Source organism: Betaproteobacteria bacterium (assembly GCA_016709965.1).
Classification (GTDB): Bacteria; Pseudomonadota; Gammaproteobacteria; order Burkholderiales; family Rhodocyclaceae; genus Azonexus; species Azonexus amarohabitans.
On the sequence record JADJLT010000006.1, the window covers coordinates 803,562 to 830,196 of the forward strand.

23 protein-coding genes are annotated in these 26,635 nt (G+C 58.4%); 10 read left to right on the forward strand and 13 right to left on the reverse strand.

Annotated elements, in window-relative coordinates; all coding sequences use genetic code 11:
- Positions 1 to 46 precede the first annotated feature (46 nt).
- Both IPJ12_18340 and IPJ12_18345 read right to left on the reverse strand, forming a co-directional pair.
- Complete coding sequence (locus tag IPJ12_18340; GenBank protein ID MBK7649053.1) at positions 47 to 400, reverse strand: OmpA family protein; 354 nt, start codon at positions 398 to 400, stop codon at positions 47 to 49.
- A 660-nt stretch (positions 401 to 1,060) separates the two neighbouring features.
- Positions 1,061 to 1,462, reverse strand: a complete 402-nt coding sequence (locus IPJ12_18345; protein MBK7649054.1) for a hypothetical protein — start codon at positions 1,460 to 1,462, stop codon at positions 1,061 to 1,063.
- Positions 1,463 to 1,866: 404 nt separating this feature from the next.
- Between IPJ12_18345 and IPJ12_18350 the strand changes: the two genes are divergently transcribed.
- From IPJ12_18350 to IPJ12_18365, 4 genes are all read left to right on the forward strand, one after another.
- Positions 1,867 to 2,439, forward strand: a complete 573-nt coding sequence (locus IPJ12_18350) for a hypothetical protein (protein MBK7649055.1) — start codon at positions 1,867 to 1,869, stop codon at positions 2,437 to 2,439.
- Between the two features lie 52 nt (positions 2,440 to 2,491).
- Positions 2,492 to 3,163 carry a heavy metal response regulator transcription factor gene (locus tag IPJ12_18355; GenBank protein MBK7649056.1) on the forward strand — a complete coding sequence of 224 codons (672 nt, stop codon included), beginning with the start codon at positions 2,492 to 2,494 and terminating at the stop codon, positions 3,161 to 3,163.
- Between the two features lie 2 nt (positions 3,164 to 3,165).
- Positions 3,166 to 4,518, forward strand: a complete 1,353-nt coding sequence (locus IPJ12_18360) for a heavy metal sensor histidine kinase (protein MBK7649057.1) — start codon at positions 3,166 to 3,168, stop codon at positions 4,516 to 4,518.
- Between the two features lie 142 nt (positions 4,519 to 4,660).
- Complete coding sequence (locus tag IPJ12_18365; GenBank protein MBK7649058.1) at positions 4,661 to 7,528, forward strand: PAS domain S-box protein; 2,868 nt, start codon at positions 4,661 to 4,663, stop codon at positions 7,526 to 7,528.
- A 27-nt stretch (positions 7,529 to 7,555) separates the two neighbouring features.
- On the opposite strand, the gene IPJ12_18370 is transcribed toward IPJ12_18365, so the two are convergent.
- From IPJ12_18370 to IPJ12_18420, 11 genes are all read right to left on the reverse strand, one after another.
- Positions 7,556 to 7,954: a glutathione S-transferase N-terminal domain-containing protein gene (locus IPJ12_18370; GenBank protein ID MBK7649059.1), complete on the reverse strand. Its 399-nt coding sequence runs from the start codon at positions 7,952 to 7,954 to the stop codon at positions 7,556 to 7,558.
- 188 nt (positions 7,955 to 8,142) lie between these two features.
- Entirely contained in the window at positions 8,143 to 9,876 is a 1,734-nt protein-coding gene (locus IPJ12_18375; GenBank protein ID MBK7649060.1) for a YcaO-like family protein, read from the reverse strand.
- A 135-nt stretch (positions 9,877 to 10,011) separates the two neighbouring features.
- A complete protein-coding gene (ureG, locus tag IPJ12_18380) occupies positions 10,012 to 10,617 on the reverse strand; it encodes an urease accessory protein UreG (GenBank protein MBK7649061.1) in 606 nt (201 codons plus the stop codon).
- A 4-nt stretch (positions 10,618 to 10,621) separates the two neighbouring features.
- The gene (locus IPJ12_18385) at positions 10,622 to 11,317 is read right to left on the reverse strand and encodes an urease accessory protein UreF (GenBank protein ID MBK7649062.1); all 696 of its coding nucleotides are present in this window, start codon (positions 11,315 to 11,317) and stop codon (positions 10,622 to 10,624) included.
- 28 nt (positions 11,318 to 11,345) lie between these two features.
- Entirely contained in the window at positions 11,346 to 11,678 is a 333-nt protein-coding gene (locus IPJ12_18390; GenBank protein MBK7649063.1) for a YnfA family protein, read from the reverse strand.
- Positions 11,679 to 11,704: 26 nt separating this feature from the next.
- Entirely contained in the window at positions 11,705 to 12,238 is a 534-nt protein-coding gene (gene ureE / locus IPJ12_18395; GenBank protein ID MBK7649064.1) for an urease accessory protein UreE, read from the reverse strand.
- A gap of 2 nt (positions 12,239 to 12,240) precedes the next feature.
- Positions 12,241 to 12,966 carry a hypothetical protein gene (locus IPJ12_18400; GenBank protein MBK7649065.1) on the reverse strand — a complete coding sequence of 242 codons (726 nt, stop codon included), beginning with the start codon at positions 12,964 to 12,966 and terminating at the stop codon, positions 12,241 to 12,243.
- A 5-nt stretch (positions 12,967 to 12,971) separates the two neighbouring features.
- Positions 12,972 to 14,678, reverse strand: a complete 1,707-nt coding sequence (gene ureC, locus IPJ12_18405; GenBank protein MBK7649066.1) for an urease subunit alpha — start codon at positions 14,676 to 14,678, stop codon at positions 12,972 to 12,974.
- Positions 14,678 to 14,983 (reverse strand): urease subunit beta, encoded by a 306-nt coding sequence (locus IPJ12_18410; GenBank protein ID MBK7649067.1) that lies wholly within the window; start codon positions 14,981 to 14,983, stop codon positions 14,678 to 14,680. Before IPJ12_18410 ends, ureC begins: the two co-directional genes overlap by 1 nt.
- A 170-nt stretch (positions 14,984 to 15,153) precedes the next feature.
- On the reverse strand, positions 15,154 to 15,456 hold the full coding sequence (ureA, locus tag IPJ12_18415) for an urease subunit gamma (protein MBK7649068.1): 303 nt from the start codon (positions 15,454 to 15,456) through the stop codon (positions 15,154 to 15,156).
- Between the two features lie 9 nt (positions 15,457 to 15,465).
- The gene (locus IPJ12_18420) at positions 15,466 to 16,359 is read right to left on the reverse strand and encodes an urease accessory protein UreD (protein ID MBK7649069.1); all 894 of its coding nucleotides are present in this window, start codon (positions 16,357 to 16,359) and stop codon (positions 15,466 to 15,468) included.
- A gap of 190 nt (positions 16,360 to 16,549) precedes the next feature.
- On the opposite strand from IPJ12_18420, the gene IPJ12_18425 reads away from it, so the two are divergent.
- The 6 genes from IPJ12_18425 (at position 16,550) to IPJ12_18450 (ending at position 26,620) form a co-directional block, all read left to right on the forward strand.
- On the forward strand, positions 16,550 to 18,592 hold the full coding sequence (locus IPJ12_18425; GenBank protein MBK7649070.1) for a diguanylate cyclase: 2,043 nt from the start codon (positions 16,550 to 16,552) through the stop codon (positions 18,590 to 18,592).
- A 339-nt stretch (positions 18,593 to 18,931) separates the two neighbouring features.
- Complete coding sequence (gene glsA, locus IPJ12_18430) at positions 18,932 to 20,755, forward strand: glutaminase A (GenBank protein ID MBK7649071.1); 1,824 nt, start codon at positions 18,932 to 18,934, stop codon at positions 20,753 to 20,755.
- Positions 20,756 to 20,831: 76 nt separating this feature from the next.
- A complete protein-coding gene (locus IPJ12_18435) occupies positions 20,832 to 21,266 on the forward strand; it encodes a FecR domain-containing protein (GenBank protein ID MBK7649072.1) in 435 nt (144 codons plus the stop codon).
- Positions 21,263 to 21,868, forward strand: coding sequence for an OmpA family protein (locus IPJ12_18440; protein MBK7649073.1), 606 nt, complete (start codon positions 21,263 to 21,265; stop codon positions 21,866 to 21,868). The genes IPJ12_18435 and IPJ12_18440 overlap by 4 nt, the downstream gene beginning before the upstream one ends.
- Before the next feature lie 53 nt (positions 21,869 to 21,921).
- Positions 21,922 to 24,174 carry an adenylate/guanylate cyclase domain-containing protein gene (locus IPJ12_18445; GenBank protein ID MBK7649074.1) on the forward strand — a complete coding sequence of 751 codons (2,253 nt, stop codon included), beginning with the start codon at positions 21,922 to 21,924 and terminating at the stop codon, positions 24,172 to 24,174.
- A gap of 1 nt (position 24,175) precedes the next feature.
- Entirely contained in the window at positions 24,176 to 26,620 is a 2,445-nt protein-coding gene (locus tag IPJ12_18450) for a cation:proton antiporter (protein MBK7649075.1), read from the forward strand.
- The last annotated feature ends 15 nt before the right edge of the window (positions 26,621 to 26,635 follow it).

Genomic DNA, 26,635 nt, shown 5'->3' on the forward strand with positions numbered 1-26,635 from the left:
ATCCGGATCACCCCTGAATCAACGTTCGCCGGGGAATGGCGCCCCGTCAGGGCGAGAAAATCAGCTCCACCTTGCGCATTTTTTGTCGGCAGTCGGCAGAGGCGCATTTGGATTGTGTTTTTTCACTTTTGCGACGAATTTGCTTCATGGGCGCGCCATAGGTGCGGAGCAGTTTCCTGACTGCCAAAATTCGTTGTTCAGTGATTGCCAGGTTATAGCTTCGGCTACCCTCGTCGTCGATGTAGCCGAGCAGCATCACAAACGACTTCGGGTTTTGCTTCAAATATTGGGCGTGTTGCCGCAGCTTTTGTTTCCCGGCGTCATCGACGATGGCAACGCGCAATGGAAAATAGATCACCTTGTCATCGCTGACCGTCGCCGCCGGTTTCTCCTCTGACACTGGTGGGGCTTCAGCGGCGCTGGATTTCGCGCTGAGGGCGCCACTTTCATTGACGGGTGATGCTTGTTGCGCCGATGAAGCAGGTGCCTGCAAGGAGGTGCACCCAGATACGGAGAGGGCCAGGAGGCAGAAAAATCCGACAGATCTACTGGTCACTGCAAAGGCCTTGGGAAGGGAATGCTGTTTTGGCTTGAGTTGGCTAAGTGTCATTGATGGATCGAAAATACAACAGCTTGGTCAGTGCTATACAGGCAACGGAAACTTGTCCATGCGGAGTGTCCCGAACCCATGCTGACAGATTGATATTCAATCGAATTGATCGGCATCAGGCATCGCCGAAAACGCTTCTGAAAATACCCGCGAGGTTTTTATTGTAAATGTTTTACGGGGAGCATGTAGCTTGCGTGCGGCCTGGTGCCCGGTCAGTCGCGGGTATGGGGGGCTGAATTGTCATTGGTAAGCCAATGCAATTTGCTGGTTTTGCAAGCATTGCGGGCGACGATCCGTCATAAAGCCTGACGCCGACTTCATTCGCGCCGAGCAATAAAGTTTGTATATGCGCCTACACGCCCACAAAAATGTCGAGTCAGAACACCTTGCGTCTGACTCGACAAAATCCATCGCGATCAGTGAATCTGCGGGCGCAGTGATGCGGCCTGACTAGCGACCCCTGCCTCCGCCAGAACCCATACCACCGCCAGAACCCATACCTCCCATGCCGCCACCAGGACCCATGCCGGCTCCCGGTCCCGGGCCCATGCCGCCACCTCTGGCTGGCATCTCATCAGGCAGTGCTACTCCTCGCTCCTTGGCGCGCAGTTGCATTCGTTCATGATTTTCCATGCGGACTTGCTCCCGCTCTTCGGCTGTTTTGGCAGCACGCATTTTGGTGCGATGCTCGGCCCGTTCTTGCTGCGTCATCATTTGACTACCGTAAATCTGATCCTGCGTCTGGGCTTGAGTAGCGTTTTTCATTGGTGTCGGTTCAACCGACACGGCCAGTCCAGACGACAGAAACAGCGCTGCAGTGAGGGCCGGGAAAAGCAATTTTTGTTTGGTCATGACAAGACTCCTTGAAGCGCCGGACAGGATGACACTTCGGTGCGTTTTAAATGATGCTGAAAAACCACTACCGGCTTTATTCCTGTCGAGCAAAGCCAGCTGTCGACATGGTGGCAAGGCGTAAATGCCGGCTCATTGAAGCTTCTTTTCTGATCAATGAATCAGCAGCCTCTTTAATCTGTTTATAGATCAAATCCATACGGTTTTCGGACGGTGTGACAATTGGTCGCAGGCTGAAGGCGCGTGGACAGTGTCCCTGGATAAGCCGAATTTCATTTCCCTGCGAGGACTGTTACCGGGGAGGGGGCTTCCCGGTAACGTCCCGTGACACGTTGTCACGCTTATGGCGAAGGCCAAGTATCGGGGTTCCGGTATATTGCATAAGCATCTACCTGAAAGTGCATATGGAATCGACACTGAAACGCTTGCTGACGCCGCCCTTCATCATTGTGGCGGCGCTGGTGTTGTGGTTTTGGGAATGGCTGTGGGATCCGCTGGAACGCGTCATGGCAAAGATCGGCCACTGGCCGGTGTTGCGCCTTGCGGATGCCTGGATTTCTCGTTCTTCGCGCTATGTGGCGCTCGCCTGTTTCGTTATTCCCGGCGCTGTGCTGCTGCCCTTCAAGCTCCTCGGCCTGTATTTTCTGGGTCATGGCGCTGCTGCACTCGGTGTCGGTACCTTTCTACTGGCCAAGGTGGTCGGCACGGCACTGGTGGCGCGGATTTTTGCGCTGACCAGGCCGCAATTGATGGAAATCGCCTGGTTCGCCCGTAGTTTTGATACGGTGCTTCGTTTCAGGAACCATGTTTTTGAGACCTTGCACCGGCACCCCATTTACCAGCGAACGAAAGCGGTGCTGACGGCTTTTCGCCAGAGCCTGCAAGGGGTTCGGCGTGGTTTGCTGTTTCATTCCCTGCGCCGCTGGAAGGCGGTCTATCGTCTGTCCCGACGCCGTGGTCGCCTGACCTGCATTTAGCTTGGCTTTTGGCAGCCGGACAAGGCGGCGGGTTGTCGGGCAAAATGCCGGCATGAAGATACTGATCGTCGAAGACGAAGCAAAGACAGGCGACTACCTCCGGCAGGGCCTGGGCGAGGCCGGCTTTGTAGCCGACTTGGTGCGCAATGGCGTGGACGGCATGCACGAAGGACTGGCGGGCGACTACGACCTGCTGATCCTCGATGTCAATTTGCCGGGGTTGGACGGCTGGCAGGTCCTGAAAGCACTGCGCGCTGCCGGGCGCGATCTGCCGGTACTGTTCCTGACCGCGCGCGACCAGGTCGAGGACCGGGTGAAAGGACTGGAACTCGGTGCCGATGATTATCTGGTCAAACCCTTTGCCTTCTCGGAGCTGCTGGCTCGTGTTCGCACGCTGCTGCGCCGGGGGCGGGTCAGGGAAGCCGAGAGCTTGAGTATTGCCGATCTGGAGCTGGATGCGCTGAAGCGGCGGGCCACTCGCGCTGGCCAGCGGATCGACCTGACGGCCAAGGAGTTTGCGCTGCTTGAACTTTTCCTGCGTCGGCAGGGCGAAGTGCTGGCCCGCAGCTTCATCGCCTCGCAGGTCTGGGACATGAATTTTGATTCCGACACCAATGTCGTCGAAGTCGCCATCCGCCGTCTGCGCGCCAAGGTCGATGATGACTTTACGCCTAAACTGATCCATACCCTGCGCGGCATGGGGTACGTGATGGAAATCCGCTGATCGTGCAGGACTGGAAGCGTTCGATCACGCTGCGCCTGTCGGTGGCATTCGCGTTGCTGGCAACGGTGGTTTTCGCGGCGCTCGGCCTCTATTTCAGTCGCGCAGCCGATGCCCACATGGCCGAGCTCGATGCCCATGATCTTTTCGGCAAGCTGGCGCTGATTGGCCACGTCGGCACTCAGGAGCAATCGGCCGATAGCTTCGCGGCACGCCTTGGCGATGCGCTGATTGGCGAGCATGGGGTGATTGTCACGGTCGACGGGGAAAAAGGGCCAATTTTCAAATGGCCCGATGCCCAACTGGCGGCGCCGCTGGCTGCGGCTGGTCTGGCCCTTGGTCGGACGCCGGTCCGGCTGGCGCTGGGCGGTGCCGAATATCGGGTCGTCGTCGCCGACATGGAAACCCCCTGGGCCGGAACCGCGCATGTGGTGGTCGCTCGCGATATTCGTCATCACACGGATTTTCTGGATCAGTTGCAGCACGATTTCTGGATGGACATTCTCGCCGCTGCGCTATTGACTGCCGTGGTGGGCGTCTTGATTGTGCGCCGTGGCATGCACCCGGTCCGCGACATTGCCCGTGCCGCCGGCCGTATTTCGGCCGGGCAACTGGCCGAACGTATTCCGGAAGACAAGGTACCGCCGGAACTGGCCGAACTGGTCCATGCCTTCAATGCCATGCTGGGCCGGCTGGAAGAATCATTCATGCGCCTGTCCGATTTTTCGGCGGACATCGCCCACGAGTTGCGTACACCGATCCATAGCCTGCGCATGCAGACCGAGGTGTCGTTGGGCAAGGCGCGCAATGTGGATGAATACCGCGAATTGCTGGCGTCGAATCTGGAAGAATATGAGCGCCTGTCGCGGATCATTGCCGACATGCTTTTTCTGGCCAAGGCCGATCACGGGCTGGTCATCCCGAATCGTGATGAAGTCGAACTGAAAGCCCTGTGCGCCGGACTGCTGGAATACTACGGCCTACTGGCCGAGCATCTGGTGCTCGCGCTGGAAGGCGAAAACTTGAAGGTTCCAGGTGACCGGCTGATGTTGCAGCGAGCGATCGGCAACCTGGTCGTGAATGCCATACAACACACGCCTGAAGATGGTTCGGTCACGCTGCGAATTGCCGAAGAGGCGGGGATGGCCGTGATCACCATCAGCAATGTCGGTAATCCTATCCCGGTCAGTGCACTTGAGGGAATTTTTGACCGCTTTGTTCGCTTGGGTACAGACGGCGAGGGGAGCGGTCTGGGACTGGCGATTACGCGTTCCATTGTGCTGGCTCATCGTGGCGCGATTACTGCCGAAACTGAAGGCCTCATAACTGCCTTCATTATCCGTTTACCCTTGCGCTGAGCGATTTATCGCTTCCTTCGCATGAACGCAGGTGGAATAATCACTCGTGAGTCGTAACCGTTTTCCCCCGAAGCCGTGGATCATTGATTTTTCTGGTCAGATTCGACTGGTTTTCCTGTTGTGTTGCCCTTGAGGCCGTGTAATGAGTCGCAGGATACTTTCCATCATCGTCGCCTTGCTGGTGTGCGGGATGGCGCTGGCGGTGGTTTTTGCCGAGAAAATCAATCGTGAGCGATTCGCTTCGGCCGAGCGCGCCGAGGTTCAACATACCCTGACCGTGATTCGGGATGCGCTGGAAGTCAATCTGACCAGCAATATTCAGCTGGTCAAAGGCATGGTTGGCGTGATCGCACTGACGCCCGATCTGGATCAACGCCGTTTCGAGTTGGCGGCACGCACCTTGTTTTCCGGCGCAACGCTGCTTCGCAGCGTGGCGGTTGCGCCAAACATGGTTATTCGTCAGGTCTACCCGCGTCTAGGCAATGAAAAGGTTATCGATGTGGATTACCGTGAACTGCCGGGTCAGTTCGCTGCCGTCGAACAAGTGCGGGTGACGCGTCAGATTGTGGTTGCCGGGCCCGTGAACTTAATTCAGGGCGGTGTTGGTCTGGTGGCGCGCCTGCCGGTGTATTTGAGCGAAGACGATGGCCGGGAATATTTCTGGGGGATCATCAGCGCGGTTATCGACGCCGACAAACTGTATGCAGGCAGTAGTCTGTTCGACAAGGAATTGCCCATCGAGATTGCCATCCGGGGCAAGGATGCCAGCGGCCCATCGGGTGACGTCTTCTACGGTAGTCCTGAATTATTTACCAGCACTCCGGTGCTGGCCGACATTCATCTACCCTATGGTGCTTGGCAGATTGCGGCGATTCCGCGCGGTGGATGGTCGCCTGATCCAGACAATCTGTGGTCACTGCGCTTGGGCATCGCCTTGATTGCGCTGCTTGTGCTGGGCGCGTTTCTGGCGCTGGGAAGGGCGCTGCGGCTGACTGCAAAGGCGGGGGAGCGGGTTGAATCATCCCGTCGCCAACTTTCTGCAACGGTTGAGAACACGCCGAATGTCGCCGTCCAGTGGTTCGACCCGCAGGGGCGAGTCACTTTCTGGAACAAGGCTTCTGAGCGACTTTATGGCTGGTCGGCAGACGAAGCGATGGGCAAGCGGTTGGACGAGCTTATTTTTACTCAAGACGAAGCGGCACGTTGCAGCAGTGTCTTTGTCGAGGTGCTAGCCACTGGCAAGGCGGACGGGCCGACCGAATATGCAACCCGCACCCGGTCTGATGAATTGCGTTGGGTCGAGTCGACGGCATTTTTGATTCCAGGAGAAAATGCCCAGGCGCCGATTATGGTCTGCATGGACGTTGATATCACTGATCGCAAGCAGGCAGAGCGGAAACTGGGTGAGTTCAACCGGGATTTCGAGGGTTTCCTCAATCAGACCACTGATTTCGTCTATTTCAAGGATATTAATAGCCGTTTTCGCTTTTGCAGCCAGACGCTGGCCGACATTACCGGCCATGCCAGCTGGCGTGACATGATCGGCAAGCACGACCGGGAGGTTTTCCCGCCGGATACTGCGCAGCTCTACGAGGCCGAGGAGTATCCCGTCGTCAGCGAAGGGAGGCCGCTGATCAATAAGGTAGAGCCATATTACGACCGGGATGGCCAGACCGGTTATGTCCAGACCAATAAATGGCCCTTGTTTGATGAGCAGCGAAAAGTCGTCGGAATTTTTGGCATCAGCCGCGATATCACGGAGCGAATTCTGGATCAACAGGAGCTCCAGCAACATCGACAGCGACTTGAGCAACTGGTCATCGAACGTACCGCCGAGCTGGCCATCGCCAAAGAAGCAGCTGAATCAGCCAGCGTGGCCAAGAGCGATTTTCTGGCCAACATGTCGCACGAGATTCGTACACCGCTCAATGCGATCACCGGCATGGCGCATTTGATCCGGCGACATGGCTTGGCACCTGATCAAATGGAGCGACTCGATCGCCTGGAAGGGGCGAGCGAGCATTTGTTGGAAATCATCAATGCCATTCTCGATCTGTCCAAGATCGAGGCCGGAAAATTCACGTTTGAAGAAGCGCCGGTCAAGGTCGACTCCGTTCTCGGCAACGTTGCTTCGATGCTGCATGACCGCGCCCGCACCAAAAATCTGGCGCTCATTGTCGAGTGTGACCCACTGTTACCTTCCGTGCTGGGCGATGCGACTCGAATACAACAAGCGCTGCTCAACTACGCCGGCAATGCCATCAAGTTTACCGATGCCGGCAGCGTGACCTTGCGGGTGAAAATGCTTGAAGAGGACTTCGGCAGCGTGCTGCTGCGCTTCGAGGTGACAGACACCGGGATTGGCATAGCCGAGGACGAATTGCCGCGGCTCTTTAACGCATTTGAACAGGCAGACAACTCCATCACACGCAAGTACGGTGGTACCGGGCTGGGCCTGGCGATTAACCGCAAGCTGGCCAACTTGATGGGGGGCGATGCCGGTGCCGAGAGCCAGTATGGGGAGGGGAGCACTTTCTGGCTGACGATGCGCCTGAAGAAGGGGCCGGAGATCGATCAATCCGATGCGATGGCCAACGAGGCACTCGCCGGCGACATCTTGCGCCGCGACTATCCGGGACGCCGGATCCTGCTCGTTGAAGACGAGCCGATCAATCAGGAAATCGCGCTGGAAATGCTGACGGACGTCGGGCTGGTCGGCGACGTGGCCGTCGACGGCGTTGCAGCGCTTGAAAAGCTTGAGAGCAATGGGTACGACCTGATCCTGATGGACATGCAGATGCCAAAAATGGATGGCCTGACAGCGACGCGGATGGTTCGGGCGTTGCCCAATGGCAGTAGCATCCCGATCCTGGCCATGACGGCGAACGCCTTTTCAGAGGACAGGACACGTTGCTTCGAGGTCGGCATGAACGATTTTATCGCCAAGCCGGTCGATCCGGCCCATTTGTACGCGACGTTGCTCAAGTGGCTGGCGAAAGCGGCGCATTGACGCGCGCCGCTGACAGGCCCGCCAAGGCTAGGCGGCTTGCTGGCCGAAGCGCCCTTGCAGGTAGTTGATGATTTCGCCTGACTCATACAGCCATTGGGTCTGGCCGGCCTGATCGGTGATTTTCAGGCAGGGCACCTTGGCCTTGCCGCCACTGCCAACCAGTTCGTCACGATTTGCCCCTGCGTGTTGCGCATCGCGCTTTTCGACGTTCAACGAAAGGCGACGCATCTCCTGGCGGACCTTGATGCAGAACGGGCAGGTTTGGTACTGATAAAGCGCGAGACTGGCGGTCTGGCGATCAATCTCTGCCTGCGCGGCTGGCGGGCGAATCACGCCCTTCGGGCGGCGCAGGAATTCGCTGAGCAGCATGAAGGGGCCGAGGATAATGCGTAGAATTTTGAAGAAGGTTCTGATGATGATTTTCATGAATGAACTCCAGGGCGGGCGGCAAGCTTGCCCGCCATCGCGCCCTTGTCAGGGCCAAAACAATATTTGGATTTTGGCTGTTTTTTCCGGTTGACCGCGCCCCGAAGGAATCCACAGCGACGCGCCAGCTTTGCTGGCCGTCTTGCTGTGCAGGGGCTTCATCAGCACGCTTGGGGTGGTATGAATGCTTATTTGGTCGCACTCGCTTTTTCGTATTCCTGGAGCAAGCGCTGATGCAAGTCGCAGCCTTCGAGCGCCAGGCCCGGTGAGGCCAGGCCGAAGAAGCGGACTTCGCCATCGATCAGGTCGGTCGCCATGTCCAGCGTTTCTTCGCCGTACAAGCTGACCAGCGCCTCTTCGAAAATATTCGGGTCTTCCATTTCGAGCAGCGTGGCGATGCACTGGTAAATGCGGCGGCGGCCGGCATCCAGTTGCTCGAACTGCCGCACCCATTCGCAACCTTCAATCGTCGCATCGGTGTCGCCAACGGCCAGGGCCAGCATGGCCTTCAGTTCGCCGATACGGAGGTCAGCCCAGATCGAGCCGGCATCCGGCGCCAGACCGATCAGTGCGGCTACCGGGCGTTCCTCGGCGATGTTCAGTTCGTTCAGCAGGTCGAGCAGTTGTCCGCACTGCTCTTCGTCCAGTTCGGCCAGATTGAGGATGGCCGGGCGGACGGCGGCGCCGTTGCTGTTGTTTTCCCATTCGAGGTCGTCGATCGGGTAGATCTCGGACATGCCGGGGACCAGGATGCGGCAGGCGTAGACGCCGAGATGGTCGAAGTCGGCGACGTAGATGTCGTGGCCGTCGTCCTGGATACGCTTGGCCAGCCAGGTGTAGTCGTCGGCGGTCTTGCCGTTTTCCAGGTCGTTGAAATTCCAGTCGGCGAATTCGAAGTCCGGCGTTTCGCCGAAGAAATTCCAGTGCACGATGCCGCTGGAGTCGACAAAATGAATTTCGATGTTCGGCGCGCTGGCCACTTCATCGAGATCGAAGCCGGGGGGCGGGAAGCCGTCGAGGGCTTCGAGGGCGCGGCCCTGCAGCAGTTCGGTCAGGGCGCGTTCGAGGGCGATTTCAAAGCGCGGGTGGGCGCCGAAGCTGGCGAAAACGCCCTGGTCCTTCGGGTTGAGCATGGTCACGCACATGACCGGGTACTTACCGCCGAGCGAGGCATCCTTGACCAGTATGCCGAAGCCGGCGTCGCGCAGGCCCTTGATGCCGGCGGCGATGGTCGGGTAGCGGGCAATGACTTCTTCCGGTACGTCGGGCAGGCAAAGGCCTTCGGCGATGACCTTGAATTTGACGTGGCGTTCGAGGATTTCCGACAGCGCCTGGGCGCGGGCCTCGGCCTGCGTGTTGCCGGCCGACATGCCGTTGCTGACGTAGAGGTTGCTGATGATGTTGACCGGCACGAAGACCTCGGCGCCGTCACTCTGGCGCACGTAGGGAATGGCGCAAATGCCACGGTCGAAGTTGCCGGTGTTGACATCGATCAGCGCCTCAGCCGGGATGTTGCCATCCGGGTTGTAGAAGGCTTGCAGCTCCGGCGTCAGCAGGTCGGCCGGCCAGTCGGTGCCATTTTCCGGCAGCGCAAACCAGCGTTCGCGTGGGTAGTGGGCGAATTCGCGGTTGGAAACAGCATCGCCAAGGTAGTAGTGGTTCCAGAAATAATTGCACGACAGGCGCTCGAAATACTCGCCGAGCGCGCTGGCGTGGGCGGCCAGTTTGGTCGCGCCCTTGCCGTTGGTGAACATCAGGTGGCAGGCGCGATTGCGCACATGCACGGACCAGACGTTATCGACCGGATTCAGCCACGAGCATTCCTCGATGTCGAAGCCGCGGGCCAGCAGTTTGGCCTGCATCGAGGCAATGGAGTGTTCGAGCGAGGCATCTTTGCCCGGAATAAAGTGTTCTTGTTGCATCGGGCATCCTGCCAAAAGTGTGAGGGCGGAGTTTACTTCAGTGCGATGGCAATCCTGCGGTCAACCGGAAATTTAGGCGAAATTTGAAAGATTGTTTCATGGCATTGCGCGGCCAGTTTCGTGTTGCCCAGAGCACTACAGCATGCCTTTTTCGCGGATGAATTCGATGATCCCATCCAGCCCTTGCCCGGTCTTCAGGTTGGTAAAGATGAACGGACGCTCGCCGCGCTGCGCCTTGGCATCGTGCGCCATGACTTCCAGCGAAGCGCCGACCATGGGGGCGAGGTCGATCTTGTTGATGATCAGCAGGTCCGATTTGGTGATGCCCGGGCCACCCTTGCGCGGGATCTTCTCGCCAGCGGCGACGTCGATCACATAGAGCGTCAGGTCGGAAAGCTCGGGCGAAAACGTGGCAGCGAGGTTGTCGCCGCCGGATTCGACGAGGATCAGCTCAACGTTGGGAAAGGCGCGTTGCAGGCGGTCGATTGCTTCGAGATTGATCGAGGCATCCTCGCGAATGGCCGTGTGCGGGCAGCCGCCGGTCTCCACGCCGATGATGCGATCCGCGGCCAGTGCCGAGTGATTAACCAGAAACTTGGCATCCTCGGCGGTGTAGATGTCATTGGTGACTACGGCCATGTCGATCTGCTCGCGCAGCGCCTGGCAAAGGGCGAGGGTGAGGGCGGTCTTGCCGGAACCGACAGGGCCGCCGATGCCTACTCTGAGGGCTTGTTTGTTCATGATTTTACGATCTGAAAAGACGTGAGTATTGGGTTTCGTGGCGGGCACTGGCGATGGCAAACGCCGGTGTGAAATTCGACCATTCGGTTTTCGGCAAGTTTTTGGCGTTGACCGCAGCATCGGGAATCTGGCGGCCCAGTTCGGCCAGCAGGCGCTGGCCGGAGGCCTGGCCGAGCGGCACGGCTTTCAGGGCGGCCATCACCTGGTTTTCGGCCCACGACCACAAATAGGCGGTGACGGCCGCTTCCGGTTCGATCGCCCAGCAGGCGGCGATGCCGGACCAGACGGTGGGAAAGGCGACTTCTGGCAGCGCTTCAACGGTCGTCGCCACCGGGGCGAGATCGTCATCGCGCAGATCGCGCAGCAGGCGACGCATGGAAAAACCCATCTGTACTGTTTCGGCGCGCAGTTCGGCCGATTCGCGGCTGGCCAGGAATTCGGCGTTGAGGCAGTCGATTTCCGGCGTGTTGTCCGCCAACCATGCCGCCATCAAAGCGCCAACCAAAGGCGCCTCATAGCAACCGATGCCGTGCTGCATCAGGTCGGCGATCCAGCAGCCGGCGGTCGCTTCGTCGCGAATGACGCCGGATTCCACTGCCCATTCCAGACCCTGCGAATAAGTGTAGGCGCCGACCGGTAGCGCCGGGCTGGCCAGTTGCAGCAGGCGGGCAAGTTGCAGGCTTGGCGGAAGCGTGTTCATCAGCGGCGGATGTGAGGGCATAGGCTGATCAGGTGGCGGACGGCTGCAGGGCAATGACCGCCATGCCGCACAGGGCGATGGCTGCGCCGACCAAATCCCAGCGGGTCAGCGTGACGCCATCGACGACGCGCAGCCAGAGCAGGGCCACGGCGATATACATACCGCCGTAAGCCGCATAGGTTCGACCGGCGGCCGTCGGGTGTAGCGTCAGCAGCCAGGCGAAAATCGCCAGTGAGAAGGCGGCCGGAAGCAGCAGCCAGGCGCTGTGGCCTTGTTTCAGCGTCAGCCAGGGCAAGTAGCAGCCGATGATTTCGGCCAGCGCGGTCAGCGCGAACAACAGGCTCAGTCGGGCCAGTTCCATTATCATTGTTTCTTGATGGCGAACCGTCAGCGCGGCTTGAACTGGTGGATTTTCGGCACCGAGCGATGTGCGCCGTGGCCGGGGTTGTGCAGGTCGGCTGGCTCATCATCGCCATGATGATGGCCGCCGTGCGCACCATAAGCGCCGGACTCCGGCTGGAACGGGGCTTCGGTTTCGCCGACCGTGCAACCCAGCCCGCGTACCATCTCGGCTAGCACGTGGTCGGTCTGGAAACGCAGTTTGCCGCCGTTTTGAGTTGGCAGAATCTGCACCGGCACATGCCGGTTGCCGAGGTGGTAGGCAGCGCGGGCGAAAAGCAGTGGGCCTTCGGCGACGGCCTCGATGAGTTTTTCCGGCGCGGCGAGAATTTCGACGACGGCCGACCCGTCTTCGGCTGCCAGCTTGTCGCCACCTTGCAGATGATCGCCGCGTTCGAGGAAGATGCCAGCCTCAAGTCCGGAGGCCAGCGTGACCTTGAGGCGGCTGCGCTTGCGTTCGTCGTAGGCGAGCGCCACCGAGTCGGTGGCGGGGGCGATAATGCGTTGATTGAGGATCAGCATGGTCAGATATTGGCGTATCGAAACGGATTTTGACCGCTAGGCCCGACCGAGAAGCCGATATACATATTCCTGATTGACTCTGGTGCCACTTGTCCTTTGAACTCCCAGCGGCCAAATACATTGACCGTGGGCGCCTCTCTTGTGGAGTAAGGCATGGTTCCAGCGGGGAACCAGGCCTCAACCTGATATACCTCTCGTACCACTCCCTGATACACAGCAAAGGCAAACTCGACTTCGTCCCGCTTGGTGCCAATTTTCCATACGCCGCGCGTCGCTTCGTACAACTCTTGAGAGGACATGTCGCTCCGGAAAAGTTTGTTGATAGTAAACAACACAGCTTTATGTACAACCTCAACAGGCTTGGCTGTCAGCATCGCAATGATTTCCTTTGAATCGATTCGACCAAACGAACGACTATGTAGGCCGGAAACTCGGTTGGTCAGTTGTTGTTTTCCGATTAGGTCAATTGAAGACGCTTCAACCAAGGCTGCTTCAGCATCTGTCAAACCGTAGCGCAAAATATCAATCTTGGGTTCTATACCAGCATTTCTCAGCTCGCGAATTTTCTGTACCTTTTCTGTCTCGGTACTTTCTTCGAGATGAGCAAAGGCACGATTGCCAACGCCTTTCCCGATATAAAACGGTGTGTTGGTTCGGGGATCGATATACACGTAGACATAAGAACCGAGAACGGCAGCAACCTCTGGAGAAAAGCCCATGAATGCCACGTTAATCAGAACAGGAAATAACGCTGGGCCAGTGGCAATTCGGTCGCCGGTTCGCAGACCAGATGCACGCCATCGGCCTTGACGACATAGGTTTCGGGATCAACGGTGATTTCCGGCGTCGCACCGTTGTGCACCATGTCGGACTTCTTGACCGTACGCGTGCCGGAGACGGCGATCAGCGGTTTTTGCAGATTTAGCGCGTGGACCGCAGGATTCTTCAGCGCCGCCTGCGAAACAAAGGTCACCGAGGTCTTCAAAGCCTTGCCGAAGCTGCCGAACATCGGTCGGTAATGCACCGGCTGCGGCGTCGGAATCGACGCGTTGGGATCGCCCATCGCAGCGGCGGCGATCATGCCACCTTTGAGAATCAACGACGGCTTGACGCCGAAGAAGGCCGGTTTCCACAGCACCAGGTCGGCCAGCTTGCCAACTTCGATGGAGCCGACGGTGTGGGCAATACCGTGGGTCAACGCCGGGTTGATGGTGTATTTGGCGATGTAACGTTTGACGCGGAAGTTGTCGTTTCTTGCCGTATCTTCGGGCAGCGCACCGCGCTGCAGCTTCATCTTGTGCGCCGCCTGCCAGGTGCGGATGATCACCTCGCCGACGCGGCCCATGGCCTGCGAGTCGGAACTCATCATCGAGAAGACACCCATGTCGTGCAGGATGTCCTCGGCAGCAATCGTCTCGCGACGGATGCGGCTTTCGGCGAAGGCGACGTCCTCGGCGATGCTGGCATCGAGGTGATGGCAAACCATCAGCATGTCGAGATGCTCGTCGATGGTGTTCACCGTGTAGGGCATGGTCGGATTGGTCGAACTGGGCAGTACATTGGCCAGACTGGTCGCCTTGATGATGTCCGGCGCGTGGCCGCCGCCGGCACCTTCGGTGTGGAAGGTGTGGATGGTGCGGCCCTTGAAGGCGCCCAGCGTTGCTTCGACAAAGCCGGATTCGTTGAGGGTGTCGGTGTGGATGGCGACCTGCACGTCCATCTCGTCGGCCACCGTCAGGCAGCAGTCGATGGCGGCTGGCGTCGTGCCCCAGTCTTCGTGTAGCTTGAGGCCCATGGCGCCGGCCTCGACCTGCTCGCGCAGGGCTTCCGGCAGGCTGGCGTTGCCCTTGCCGAGAAAGCCGAGGTTCATTGGGAAAGCCTCGGCCGCTTCAAGCATGCGGTGAATGTGCCAGGGCCCCGGCGTACAGGTCGTGGCGTAGGTGCCGGTGGCCGGGCCAGTACCGCCGCCGAGCATGGTAGTGACGCCGGAATACAGTGCCTCGTCGATCTGCTGCGGGCAGATGAAATGAATATGGCTGTCGATGCCGCCGGCCGTGACGATCATGCCTTCGCCGGCAATAACCTCGGTGCCGGGGCCGATGACGATGGTGACGCCGGGCTGGATGTCCGGGTTGCCCGCCTTGCCGATGGCGGCAATACGGCCGTCCTTGAGGCCAATGTCGGCCTTGATGATGCCGGTTACGGCGTCGACGATCAGGGCGTTGGTGATCACGGTGTCAACGGTCTCGGCCGAGACGCGCTGGCCCTGGCCCATGCCGTCGCGGATGACCTTGCCGCCGCCGAATTTAACTTCCTCGCCGTAGATCGTGTAGTCCTTCTCGACTTCGATGATCAGCTCGGTATCGGCCAGCCGCAGGCGGTCGCCGGTGGTCGGGCCGAACATTTCGGCATAAGCCTGACGGGTGATTTTTGTGCTCATCACAGTGCTCCCTGAACGAGGCCGCGGAAACCGTAGACCTTCTTGTCACCGGCCAAGGCTACCAATTGCACGGTCCGCGTCTGGCCCGGCTCGAAGCGCACGGCAGTGCCGGCGGCGATGTCGAGACGGAAGCCGCGCGCCGCTTCGCGATCAAAGTTCAGCCCGGCATTGGTTTCGTAAAAGTGATAGTGCGAGCCGACCTGGATCGGCCGGTCACCGGTGTTGGCGACGACCAGCGTGATCGTCGGGCGGCCGGCGTTAAGTTCGAGTTCGCCGGGTTCGGCGAGGAGTTCTCCGGGGATCATGGGCGCTCCAGATAGAGGGTGTTGAAATGTTTGCAGCTCGCGATGACCGTGCCGCAGGAAACCCCTCCCGGCCTCCCCTTTTCAGGGGAGGAGCACTGCAGCTCCCGTCGCTCGACGGTCACTGCCCCCTGACAAGGGGGGCTGGGGGGGTTTAGGGTAATCATGCGCGATTAAACAATCGGGTTATGTACAGTGACCAGCTTGGTGCCGTCCGGGAAGGTGGCTTCAACCTGGATTTCCGGGATCAGCTCGGCGATGCCGTCCATGACGTCAGCGCGGTTCAGCACCTGCGTGCCTTCGTGCATCAGATCGGCAACCGTCTTGCCTTCGCGGGCGCCTTCCATGATGGCGCAGGTGATCAGTGCCACGGCTTCCGGGTAGTTCAGCTTCAGGCCCTTGGCCTTGCGCCGCTCGGCGAGCAGGCCGGCGGTGAAAATGAGCAGCTTGTCTTTTTCGCGGGGTGTCAGTTCCATGAAGACTCCTCAGGTATTCCAGATTCGGGGGATAACGGCCGGACGACCGCGCCCCGGCGGAAGTCCCTTTAGGGGACAGCAAACCGGACGCAGGATCGCCCAAAGGTTGGAGAACCACAAGCGGGCAGCCTCGCTGCTGTGGCCAAGATAGCGGGCGACAAGGATGCCGGGCAAGGCGCTCAGTCCATGATTTGCAGCATCGGCTGGGGCTATCTGACGACATGCTTCGAGCAAGCTCGCCGCCTGCTGCGGCAATTCGGGAAAAGTGCACAGCAAGGTGCCGCACACTGTGGCGCCAGCCCAGCCGGCCGGGCTGGCCAGCATGGCGTCGTTGCCGTCGAAACCACCACGTTCGAGCCAAATTGGCGCATTGCCACGGTCAACCCGAAAAAACAGGTCAAAACGACCATTTCCAAAACGTTCGCCAGCAGCGGAGCGACCAAGGCAGAGGATGTCCCAGCCAATATAGCGACTGTCTGCCGCCAGAGAAACGCGGGTTTCCATACGTGCCCGGGCGCCGTCGAAAATAATGGTTTCTTGCGGCAGCCATTCGAGGGTCGCGCCTTCGGCTACCGTGAAAGCGATGCACTGCGAAGCCTCGGCACCGCCGCTGCGATACCACTTGCCGGCGCCCGGCGTTGTTAGCTGGGCATGAGCGCCAGCGCCAATATCAGCCGTAATCGCCAGATGATCGCCGCCGGCAATGCCGGATGGCGGGTGCAGCACAATGGCCTGACACACCGCATCGCCCTCCGGGTACAGCGCTTTTTGCACGCGCAGCGGGCCGCGATGACGGTTTTCACGCAGCACTGACCGCTCGCCGGCAAGGGCAAAGCCAAGATGCAACTCGGCGTGCCAGCTGGGCGAATGCTCCGGCAGCGATACGGGAAGGCGCGAGGTCATGCCAGGATTATCCGGGAAAGCAGAGGTGGCGGGGAATACGCAGGAATGCGCAGAGGGCGTTAAGCTGGCAAGAAGACAAGCGTTGCATGGTCGGAATTTCAAAGATCAGCCATTCTGGTGAATGCTTCAGAATAGCGACCTGTCATTATAGTAGACTCATCCACCACACTTTTCGTACTCGTTCCCCTGAATGAAACCGCTAAACATCCTGCTGGCCGATGACACAAAATCCGTGGGGCAATTTGTCTCCGAATACTTGCGTGATGCCGGACACCATGTCACTTACGTAGAGTCAGGCGAAGAAGCAATCATCGCCTACAAGCGCCAGCAATTCGATCTCGTATTGATGGACGTCGTCATGCCAGGCATCGGTGGCTTGGAGGCCGTGAAACGGATCAAGGCCATTCCAAGCGCAATCTGGGTTCCGATCATCGTTATCACCGGCCTGGATGCAGAGGAAGATATCCTTGGCGGGTTCTTGGCCGGTGCCGATGATTACATGGTAAAGCCGATCAAGCCGCTGATCCTGGACATTCGCATCCGGGCGATGATGCGGATTGCTGCGATTCAGCGTTCCTCCACGGCGGTTATCGACAATGTCATCGAAGGCATCATCCAGATTAACGACGCTGGAAAAATTGGTCGTTTCAACAAAGCAGCGGAATCCATCTTTGGTTATACCGAGGACGAAGTGCTGGGCAAGAACGTCAACATGCTGATGCCGCCGCCGTATAAGGCCGAGCACGATGACTATCTCGCCCACTACTCGGCGACTCGCCAGGCAAAGGTTATCGGCATCGGACGCATCGTCACCGGCCTGCGAAAAAATGGTGGAACCTTCCCGATGCACCTCGGTGTTACCGAGGCTGCCTCGCCAGAAGGCAAATTCTTTGTCGGTCTTGTTCGTGATATTTCCGAACAAGAAGCCGCACGCGCCAATGCCGAGGCGTCGGCGCAGCTGATTGCTGAGCGGGAGCGATTTATCCGCGGTATTACCAATGCCATCCCCGGCATGGTTGCCTATTGGGACGCCACCTTGCGCTGCCGTTTTGCCAACAATCGCTACCTTGAGTGGTTCGGCAAATTGCCAGAGGAGCTCATTGACGTCGTGACACTCCGGGAGTTGCTAGGCGAGAAACTGTTTGCGCTGAACGAACCCCATATTCAAGGGGCCTTGGCTGGTGTCAATCAACAGTTCGCTCGCATCATGACCAAGCCGGATGGAACGGTTGGTCACACTTGGGCAGCCTATGTTCCTGACCTTGATAGCGCTGGGGTGGTCGTCGGGTTTTTCGTCCTGGTCACTGACGTGACGCCGCTCAAGGAAGCAGAAGCGGCGCTGGAACTGGCCGCCAGCGTCTACAGAAGCACCGACGACGGCATTACGGTGACCGATGCTCATGGAACAATCCTCTCGGTCAATCCTGCATTTACCAGGATCACCGGCTACTCCGCGGAGGAAGTCCTCGGGGAGAACCCCCGCCTTCTCAAGTCGAATCGGCACGACAAGGCTTTCTATGCTGCCATGTGGCAAGACATAAACGCTAAAGGTCGTTGGGAGGGAGAGTTGTGGAATCGGCGCAAGAACGGGGACGTTTATCCTGAGCGAATGGTTATCACCGCCATTTTTGACGCCGCGGGCGCAGCTCATCGCTATGTGGCTGTGTTCAATGACATTACTGCCCTTTGGCGAAAAGACGAGCATGTAAGGCACCTGGCCTTTCATGATGCATTGACCGACCTGCCAAATCGTACCTTGCTGCTGGAGCGGCTTGACCGTCAGATAGCGATGTCCACGCGTGAGCACCGCGAACTGGCTGTCATGTTTCTTGATCTTGATGGATTCAAACCCGTCAACGACACGCTGGGCCACGAAGTCGGCGACGATGTATTGAAGGTGGTGGCACAAAGGCTCTTGACCGTAGTACGGCAAACAGACACGGTAGCCCGTCTGGGCGGCGATGAGTTTGTAATAATCCTCGACAACCCCATGAATCGGGACGAGGTCGCCCATATCGCCAGCCGTATCCTTGCCACCGTCAATGAACCCATGAGCCTTCGAGGCAAGACCGCGCAGGTGGGTACGTCAATCGGAATTGCCATGTTCCCCGCTGACGGAGAAACACCCGCTGACCTGATCAAGAACGCCGATACTGCCATGTACGCGGCAAAGGTTGCAGGCAAGAAAAATTATCGATTTTTTGACGTGACGAGAGCTGTCCATTTTGGCTAAACGGCCAGCGTTTCTCTGACGCCATCCTGCGGCATCGTTTAACCCCCGCTAACGGAAAGTGGTCGCTGCGCGTCAGCGTAATCCGGTTGCTGCGGTCAACCGGAAAAAATGCCGGAAATTGAAATATTCATGGCGGCCACGACAGGCTTTGCTGTGGGTCGTCAGCCTCTGTGCCTGTCGCTGAGATCGCAGATATTTTCTAAAACTGACGAATCGAGATCGTCGCAAAGCCGCGCCGGATTCGGCTATGCCCATGCCAATGGACTCATGTCATGAATTAGCCGATTGTTGGTACGGTACATGCTATTTAATTCCGGTTGCCCACTGCAAGGATATGGCATGCAATCGCCGATACAGGCTTATCTCGACAGTCTCCATGCGCGACTTGCTTCAAATCAGGATGGCGCGCTGGCGAATTACATTCCCGAACTGAGCAAGGCTGACCCGTCGTGGTTCAGCATTTCGCTGGTCACCATGGACGGCGTGGTCTATTCGACGGGGGATTCGGACCAGAAATTCACGATTCAGTCGATCTCCAAACCCTTTGTCTTCGCCACGGCGCTGGCCGATCGCGGGGTCGAATTGGTGACCAGCAAGGTGGGCGTTGAGCCGAGCGGAGACGCGTTCAATTCGATCAGCCTGAATCCCAAAACTGGTGCGCCGCTGAATCCCATGATCAATGCTGGTGCAATCGCAACAGCCAGTCTGGTTTCCGGGGCAACGCCGGAAGCGCAGTGGGAGAGGATTCAAACCTCCATGAGCGCTTTCGTTGGCCGGGATTTATCCCTCGATGAGGATGTTTATCGCTCGGAGAGCGATACGGGTTTTCGCAACCGGGCGATTGCATGGATGCTGAAGAATTTCGGGATCATCGATGGCGAACCCATGGCGTCGCTGGAGAACTATTTTCGCCAGTGCTCGCTGTTGGTTGACTGTCGTGATCTTGCCTTCATGGCCGCCACTCTGGCCAATGGCGGCATACACCCGGTGACCGGTCAGCGCGCCTTGCCGTCGGAGCACGTTGAGCGGGTATTGAGCGTCATGGCAACCTGCGGCATGTACGATTTTGCCGGCAGTTGGTTGTACGAGGTGGGGATGCCGGCCAAGAGCGGTGTCGGTGGCGGCATTATCGCGGTGCTTCCCGGAAGGTTCGGGATCGGCATTTTTTCGCCGCTGCTTGATCCGAAAGGCAATAGCGTGCGTGGCATCGAAGTCTGCCGGCATCTCTCGCGTGATTTCGGGCTGCATGTGTTCAATCGGGCCGGAGAGCCCAGCATGGCGCTGGGTCGGGTCTACACGGCAGCGCAGGCGCCGTCGAAGCGGCTGCCGGCGCCAGAGATGCGTGACTACCTGAACGAGCATGCACACCGGATCAAGTATCTGTGCCTGCACGGCTATCTGGCGGTCGATGGCATCGAATACGTCATTCGCAGGATGATAGCCATGGTGGCAGATAGCGCCTGTTTCATTCTCGACATGCATCAGGTCGATGGCATCTCGGAAAGTGGTGCCCGCTTGCTCAACGACGTGCGCCTGCGATTTGCCAAGGACAATGTCGCTGTAGTCTTCTCCAGAATCCACGGTCGCCATGCGATCCAGCATTTCCTGAGCACGACCGCACCGAAGACTGATCGTGGCTACCTGAGTTTTGAAGACAATGATCTCGCGGTCGAATGGTGCGAGAACCATTTGCTGGGTGACTCCGTGGAGGATTTGGCCCGCCAGGTTGAACTGGCCGATTGCGCAATGCTCAAGGGCTTGGCGCCAGAATTGCTGGCTTTGGTCGAGCAGGTTGCGATGCCCAGGCAGTTTTCGCATGGTGAAGCGATACTGACCGCTGGCGAGGCAGCGGATGGACGCGTCTTTTTTATCGAGAAAGGATGCGTCAGTATTCTGGTGCCCTTGGAGAATGGGGCCCATCAACGCATTTCCACGCTCGGACCCGGCACAAATTTCGGTGAAATGGTGCTGCTCGGCCAGACGACACGCAGCGCTACCGTGGTGGCCGATTCCGATGTCAGTTGCCGGGTATTGGATGCTGGCGATCTGGATCACCTGGCGCACGATGCGCCGATGTTGCGAATTGCCCTGCTTGAAAATATTTCCCGTGACATGGCAGACAAACTGCGGCGTGCAACGCAGTGGATCTCGGCGCTGGCCTGACTGCTATTTAGGGGCTTTTTTTCGTGGCTGAAAGTAGTACCCTTCTTTTCTGTCGAACATTTTGTTGGAGAGCAACATGCTGAGAGTTATCGCTATCGTTGGTATGTTGCTGGCCGGCAATGTCATGGCCGACGAACCGGCAATCGGACATGTCAAAAGCGTCATTGGCGATGCTTCGATTACCACCGGCGAAAAAGTGCTCAAGGCCGAGGTCGGCTCCCAGATTCATCAGGGCAGTGTGCTGCAAACCGGCAAGAAGAGCAGCATGGGCGTCATTTTCAAGGACGAGACTGTCATGTCGTTTGGCGCCGACACGCGCTTCACAGTCGATGAATATGTGTACGCGCCAGCTCAGGGCAAGCTCAAATTCAGCAGCAAAATGACCAAGGGTAGCCTGAACTATGTATCCGGCGTCATCGAAAAACTGAAGCCCGACGCGGTCACCGTCGGCACGCCTACCGGCATCATCGGCGTGCGCGGTACGCAGTTCCTGCTGAAAGTGGAAGAATGAGTACCCTTGCGCGCATGGGTTCCAGGTCCTGGCTTGCCCGTTGGGTATTGATTCTGGCCGTGATGCTGCTCGGCGGATGCGCTTCGAAATCCTATGTCGTACTGATTCCCAGCCCGGATGGCTCGGTAGGTGAAGTCGTCGTCAAGGGTTCAAAAGGCGAACAGGTTCTGAACAAGGCTGGCCAGGCCGGGTTGCTTGACGGCAGTCCGTTGCGAGTTGATGAGCGGCAGGTCAAGGAAGACTTCGGCGACACCATTGCGGCCTTGCCCAGGATACCCGTGCGTTTCTTGCTGTATTTCTCGACCGGAATAACGCTGACCGCCGAGTCGCAATCGTTGATTCCGAAAATAATTGCCGACGCCAAAACCAGACCGGCTGTCGATATATCGGTCATCGGCCACACGGATACGCTTTATACCGATGACTACAATAACCAGCTCGCTTTGAGGCGCGCCACCAAAGTATCCGAGTTGCTCACGGAAAAAGGGCTGAAAGCCAATTCCATGACCATTGAGTCTCATGGCAAAAAGAATCTTCTGGTGCAGACCCCGGACAATACCTGGGAGCCCAAAAACCGGCGTGTCGAAGTGTCTATTCGCTGAGGCTTGATTTGGGCGGATCGTCCGCCAGGCTCAAGCGCCATGTTCAGTCATAAATGTCGCACATTATTTTCAGGGTGCGCAGCGTTCCGGCAGGGGATTCATTGTCGACAGCTCAAGTCTCGACGGGGTTTCTGAAGAATACGGTGCTGCAGCGCCTGGGTGTCTTGTTGCCCATATTTTCGGTGGCGCTGGGACTGGGACTGCTGATCCTGGACCCGCTACCAATGCAGACGCTGCGTAACAACGTGTTTGACCAGTATCAGCGCTGGTATCCCCGTCCTTATGTCGACGTTCCAGTACGCATCGTGGATATCGATGAAGAGACGCTGGCCCGCCTCGGTCAATGGCCGTGGCCAAGAACGCGTCTGGCTGAGCTGGTCGAACGTCTAAGCGATGCGGGAGTCGCGGCTGTCGGCTTCGACGTATTGCTGGCTGAGGCGGATCGAACCTCGCCAAACGCCATGGCGAAACTCTGGCAACTGAGCGGGGCGACCCTAAAGAATCTGAATGCTTTGCCGGATCATGATCAGGTGCTCGCCAAAAGCATGCAGGGGGCAGAAGTAATCCTCGGGTTTGTGCTGCAGCATGGACTGGCGGGTGAGCAAAAAGACGACGGAATCACCGGTGTTGATGCGTCGGTTCTGGCGCACAGCCCATTCCGCTATATCAACGCCGGTGACGATCCAACCGGGCAGTTGCACGCCTTCAATTCAGTGATTCCGGCCAGGCCGGAACTGGAAGCTGAAGCGCGGGGCAACGGCGCCTTGAATTTTCTTGCCGACAGCGATGGCATTGTCCGTCGTGTGCCACTGGTGTTGAGCCTGAGCAGCCAGCCGGTGCCCAGTATCGCGGCCGAAGTTCTACGCGTCGCACAAGGTGAGCAGAACTATTTTCTCAAGGCGGCTCAGTACGGGCATGGCATGTCGGAGATTCGCATCGGCAGCTTCAGTATTCCGACGACCGCACAGGGCGAAGTCTGGGTGCATTATTCGCGACCAGTCGCCAATCGATATTTACCGGCGTGGAAACTTCTTGCCGGCGAGGTGCCGGATAGCTTGCTGGCCGGCAGTATTGTGTTTGTGGGTAGTTCCGCCCAGGGCTTGATGGATCTCCGTTTCAGTCCGCTCGGCGGAGCGATGCCCGGGGTGGAGGCCCATGCCCAGGCCGTTGAACAGATTCTTTCCGGACAAACTCTCGCGCGCCCGGACTGGGCGAAGGGCGCCGAAGTCGTTGCCATCATTATTGGTGGGGTCGCCATTTCTTTCCTGGCCATTCGTGCCCGAGCCATGGCTGCAGCAATCGCCACCATTGCCTTTCTATCGATGGCATTGGCCGGCGGCTGGTACGCATTCCGCGAACATGCGCTGTTGATCAACACCGTCACGCCTTCGTTGATTTTTGCGTTGGCATTCGTGCTCGGTAGCCTGATCCATCATTTCATCAGCGAGCGCGAGCAGCGGTGGATCAAGGCGGTGTTTTCCCGCTATGTATCGCCAAATCGGGTCGAGTATCTGGTCCATCACCCGGAGGCCTTGGGCCTGGGCGGAAAGCGTCAGGAATGCAGTTTCGTATTCACCGATCTGGCGAATTTTACGAGACTGATGGAAAGCATTGACCCAGCGGATGCGGTGTCCTTGCTGAATACCTATCTCGACGAGATGGTGGCCATCGCCTTTCATTACGAAGGGACGCTGGACCGGATTGTTGGCGATGCTGTGGTGATCATGTTTTCTGCCCCGGTTGAGCAACCGGATCATCGCTCGCGAGCGCTCGCCTGCGCGCTCGCGATGGATGAATTTGCCACTGGCTATGCCGGAAAACTGAATGCCGAAGGGGTCGATTTTGGTGTCACGCGTATCGGTATTCACTCCGGTCAGGTGATTGTCGGGAATTTTGGTGGATCAAGCATGTTCGACTACCGGGCGCTGGGCGATCCGGTCAATACCGCCTCGCGTCTGGAAAGCGCCAACAAGCAGATCGGTACCAACATCTGCATCTCTGCAGCCACGCTGTCCGGTTGTCCGGATGCGCTGGTCCGACCGATAGGGCACCTGATGTTGAAAGGCAAGACGGAGGCGATCGAGGTGTTCGAACCGCTGGTTGCCGAGCGCGAGAAACGCTATGCGTCGCGGACGGAGTATCTGATGGCCTACGATCAGTTGTCGGTTCCGGGGGAGGATGATCTGGCAAGGGCATTGTTTTCGGTGTTGGCCAGTCGTTATCCGCTGGACCCACTAGTGAATCTGTATCACCGTAGACTGGAGCGAGGTGAATACGGAAATCTGATATTGATGGCGGAGAAGTGAAATGGCTTCGCTACCGGTTTCCGTACTCGGCTTCGCCTTGCTGCTGGCGCTGGTTGCGGGCACCGAGCCGATAGCGCGTCGCGTCGGCTTGCCGTTGTCCATCGTGTTGGTGATCGTCGGCACGGCGCTTGGCTTTGCCATGAAAGGCGAACACCTGGCGCTGAACGCATCGCTGACAATTTCCAGCGATGCTTTTCTCTACCTGTTTCTCCCCATTCTGCTATTCGAGACGGCGATCGACATTGATGTTCGGCGCTTGTTGGCGGATATCGGGCCGATCCTGCTTCTCGCCGTGGCGGCGGTACTGGCCTGCACCGTGGTCGTCGGGTTTTCACTGGCGGCCATGTCGGACTACGATCTGGTGGCCTGCCTTCTGCTGGCAGCCATCGTGTCGACGACCGACCCGGTGGCGGTCGTCGCACTGTTCAAGAACCTTAGCGTTCCCCATCGCTTGACCCTGCTGGTAGAGGGGGAGAGCCTGTTCAATGATGCGGCCGCCATCGCATTATTCTCGGTACTGATGGCAATGCTGACGCAAGGTACCGGCGATTGGCCCAATGCGGCCGAATCATTTTTACGCGGATTTTCGGGCGGCATGCTCGTCGGACTGGTGCTTGCGGCGTTGTCGACCCACTTGCTGACCTTGCTGCCAGGCCAGCGAATGGCGGAAGTGACCGTCACGGTAACGGTTGCCTACCTTGCCTTCGTGATCGGCGAACTGGTCTTTCGTGTCTCGGGCGTGGTGGCGGTGGTATGCGCGGCACTGGTCTTTTCCTATGACGGGCGTACCCGCGTATCGCCAGAAACATGGTCGTTTCTCGCGCGGATATGGAAACAACTGGGCTATTGGGCCAGCTCGCTGCTTTTTCTGCTGGCCGCCCTGCGTATTCCTGACATGCTCTCCGAAGCCAGAATGCCGGACCTCGTCATGCTCGGCGGGCTGGTGCTGAGCGCACTGGTCGCCCGGGGTCTTGTGGTCTTTGGCTTCATGCCGCTGATGAGCGCGCTGGGCATGGCGCAAAAGGTGGAATTGGGGCTGCGCCTGGTGATCTTGTGGGGTGGTTTGCGAGGTGCTGTTTCACTGGCCCTGGCCCTCGCGGTCCTCGAACATCCGGCCGTGCCGCCGGAGGTCAAGCGACTGGTATCGACGCTGGTTACAGCCTTCGTGCTTTTCACGCTGTTTGTGAACGGACTCACGCTTCGGCCATTGATTCGTCGCCTTGGAATCGACCGATTGCCGCCGGTTGATCGATTCCTGCGCAGCCGGGCGATTGCACATGGTTTAGGCACGGTCAAGCAGCGACTCTCGGCGGCTGGCAAGCAATACCGTATCGATTCGGCTGCACAGCAAAGCCTGGGTGAACGCTATACCCAACGCCTGGCGGAATCGGAGGTCTTGTTCGAATCGGACAATCACCTGTCTGAGGATGAATGTTTGCAGGCTGCATTGGTGGCAGCAGCCCGGCGTGAGCAGGCGTTGCATTTGCAGCATTATCGGGAACGCATCGTATCAGGCCGGATTGTTCGTAATCTGGTGGCCCATGCTTATCACCTGGAAGACGGTGCCAGATCCGAGGGGCAAAGCGGCTATGAGCTCGCAGCCAAGCGCGAGTTGGCGTTTCCGCTGCTTTTCCGCGCATCGGTTGAAGTTCAGCGCAGGCTCGGCTGGCAGGGCTGGCTGGCGAGCGGTCTGGCTGATCGACTTGAAACCTTGTTGGTCGGGCGGGCGACGATGCATGGCCTGCTGGGTTTTGCCGAGGACCGTATTCCCGAAATGCTCGGTTCGCAAGCGGCCGAGTCATTGATCGCCGTGCTGCAGCAACGCCTCCTGGCAATCGAAGACGCGCTTGCCGCCTTGCGTCTGCAATATGGCGAATTTGCCGAGAAAATGCAGATCTGTTATCTGGAGCGCGCGGCATTGCGCATAGAGCACGCTGAATACCTGCGTTTGTTCAATGAAGCCGTGGTCAGCAAGGAGGTTCTGCGCGAGCTGCTCGGTGATCTTGGCGGGCGCTGGCGAAGCGCCAATCGACGTCCGCCGCTGGACCTTCGGCTAAGTCCTCAAGCCATGCTGATTCGAGTGCCGCTCTTTCAAACCCTGGCGCCGTCATTGCTGGAGTCGATTGCCGCAACATTGAAGCCGCGTTTCGTGTTGCCGGGTGAAAAGATCATCAACAAGGGTGATCGCGGGCAGGAAATGTTCTTCATCGCTTCCGGTGCGCTGGAAGTGGCGCTCCCCGGCCAGGTCCAACGACTGGGCTCCGGGGATTTTTTCGGTGAATTGGCCTTGTTGAGTCAGGTGCCCCGGACCGCGGACGTGACGGCGATGGGTTTTTGTGAACTACTGGTGATGACGGGCAGTGATTTTGCCCGGCTTCTTGCCAAGGATAGGAATCTGGAAGCGCAGGTTGCCGAACTGGCCAGGATACGACTGGCGCGAGGCTGAGTGTGGCGCTGCGCT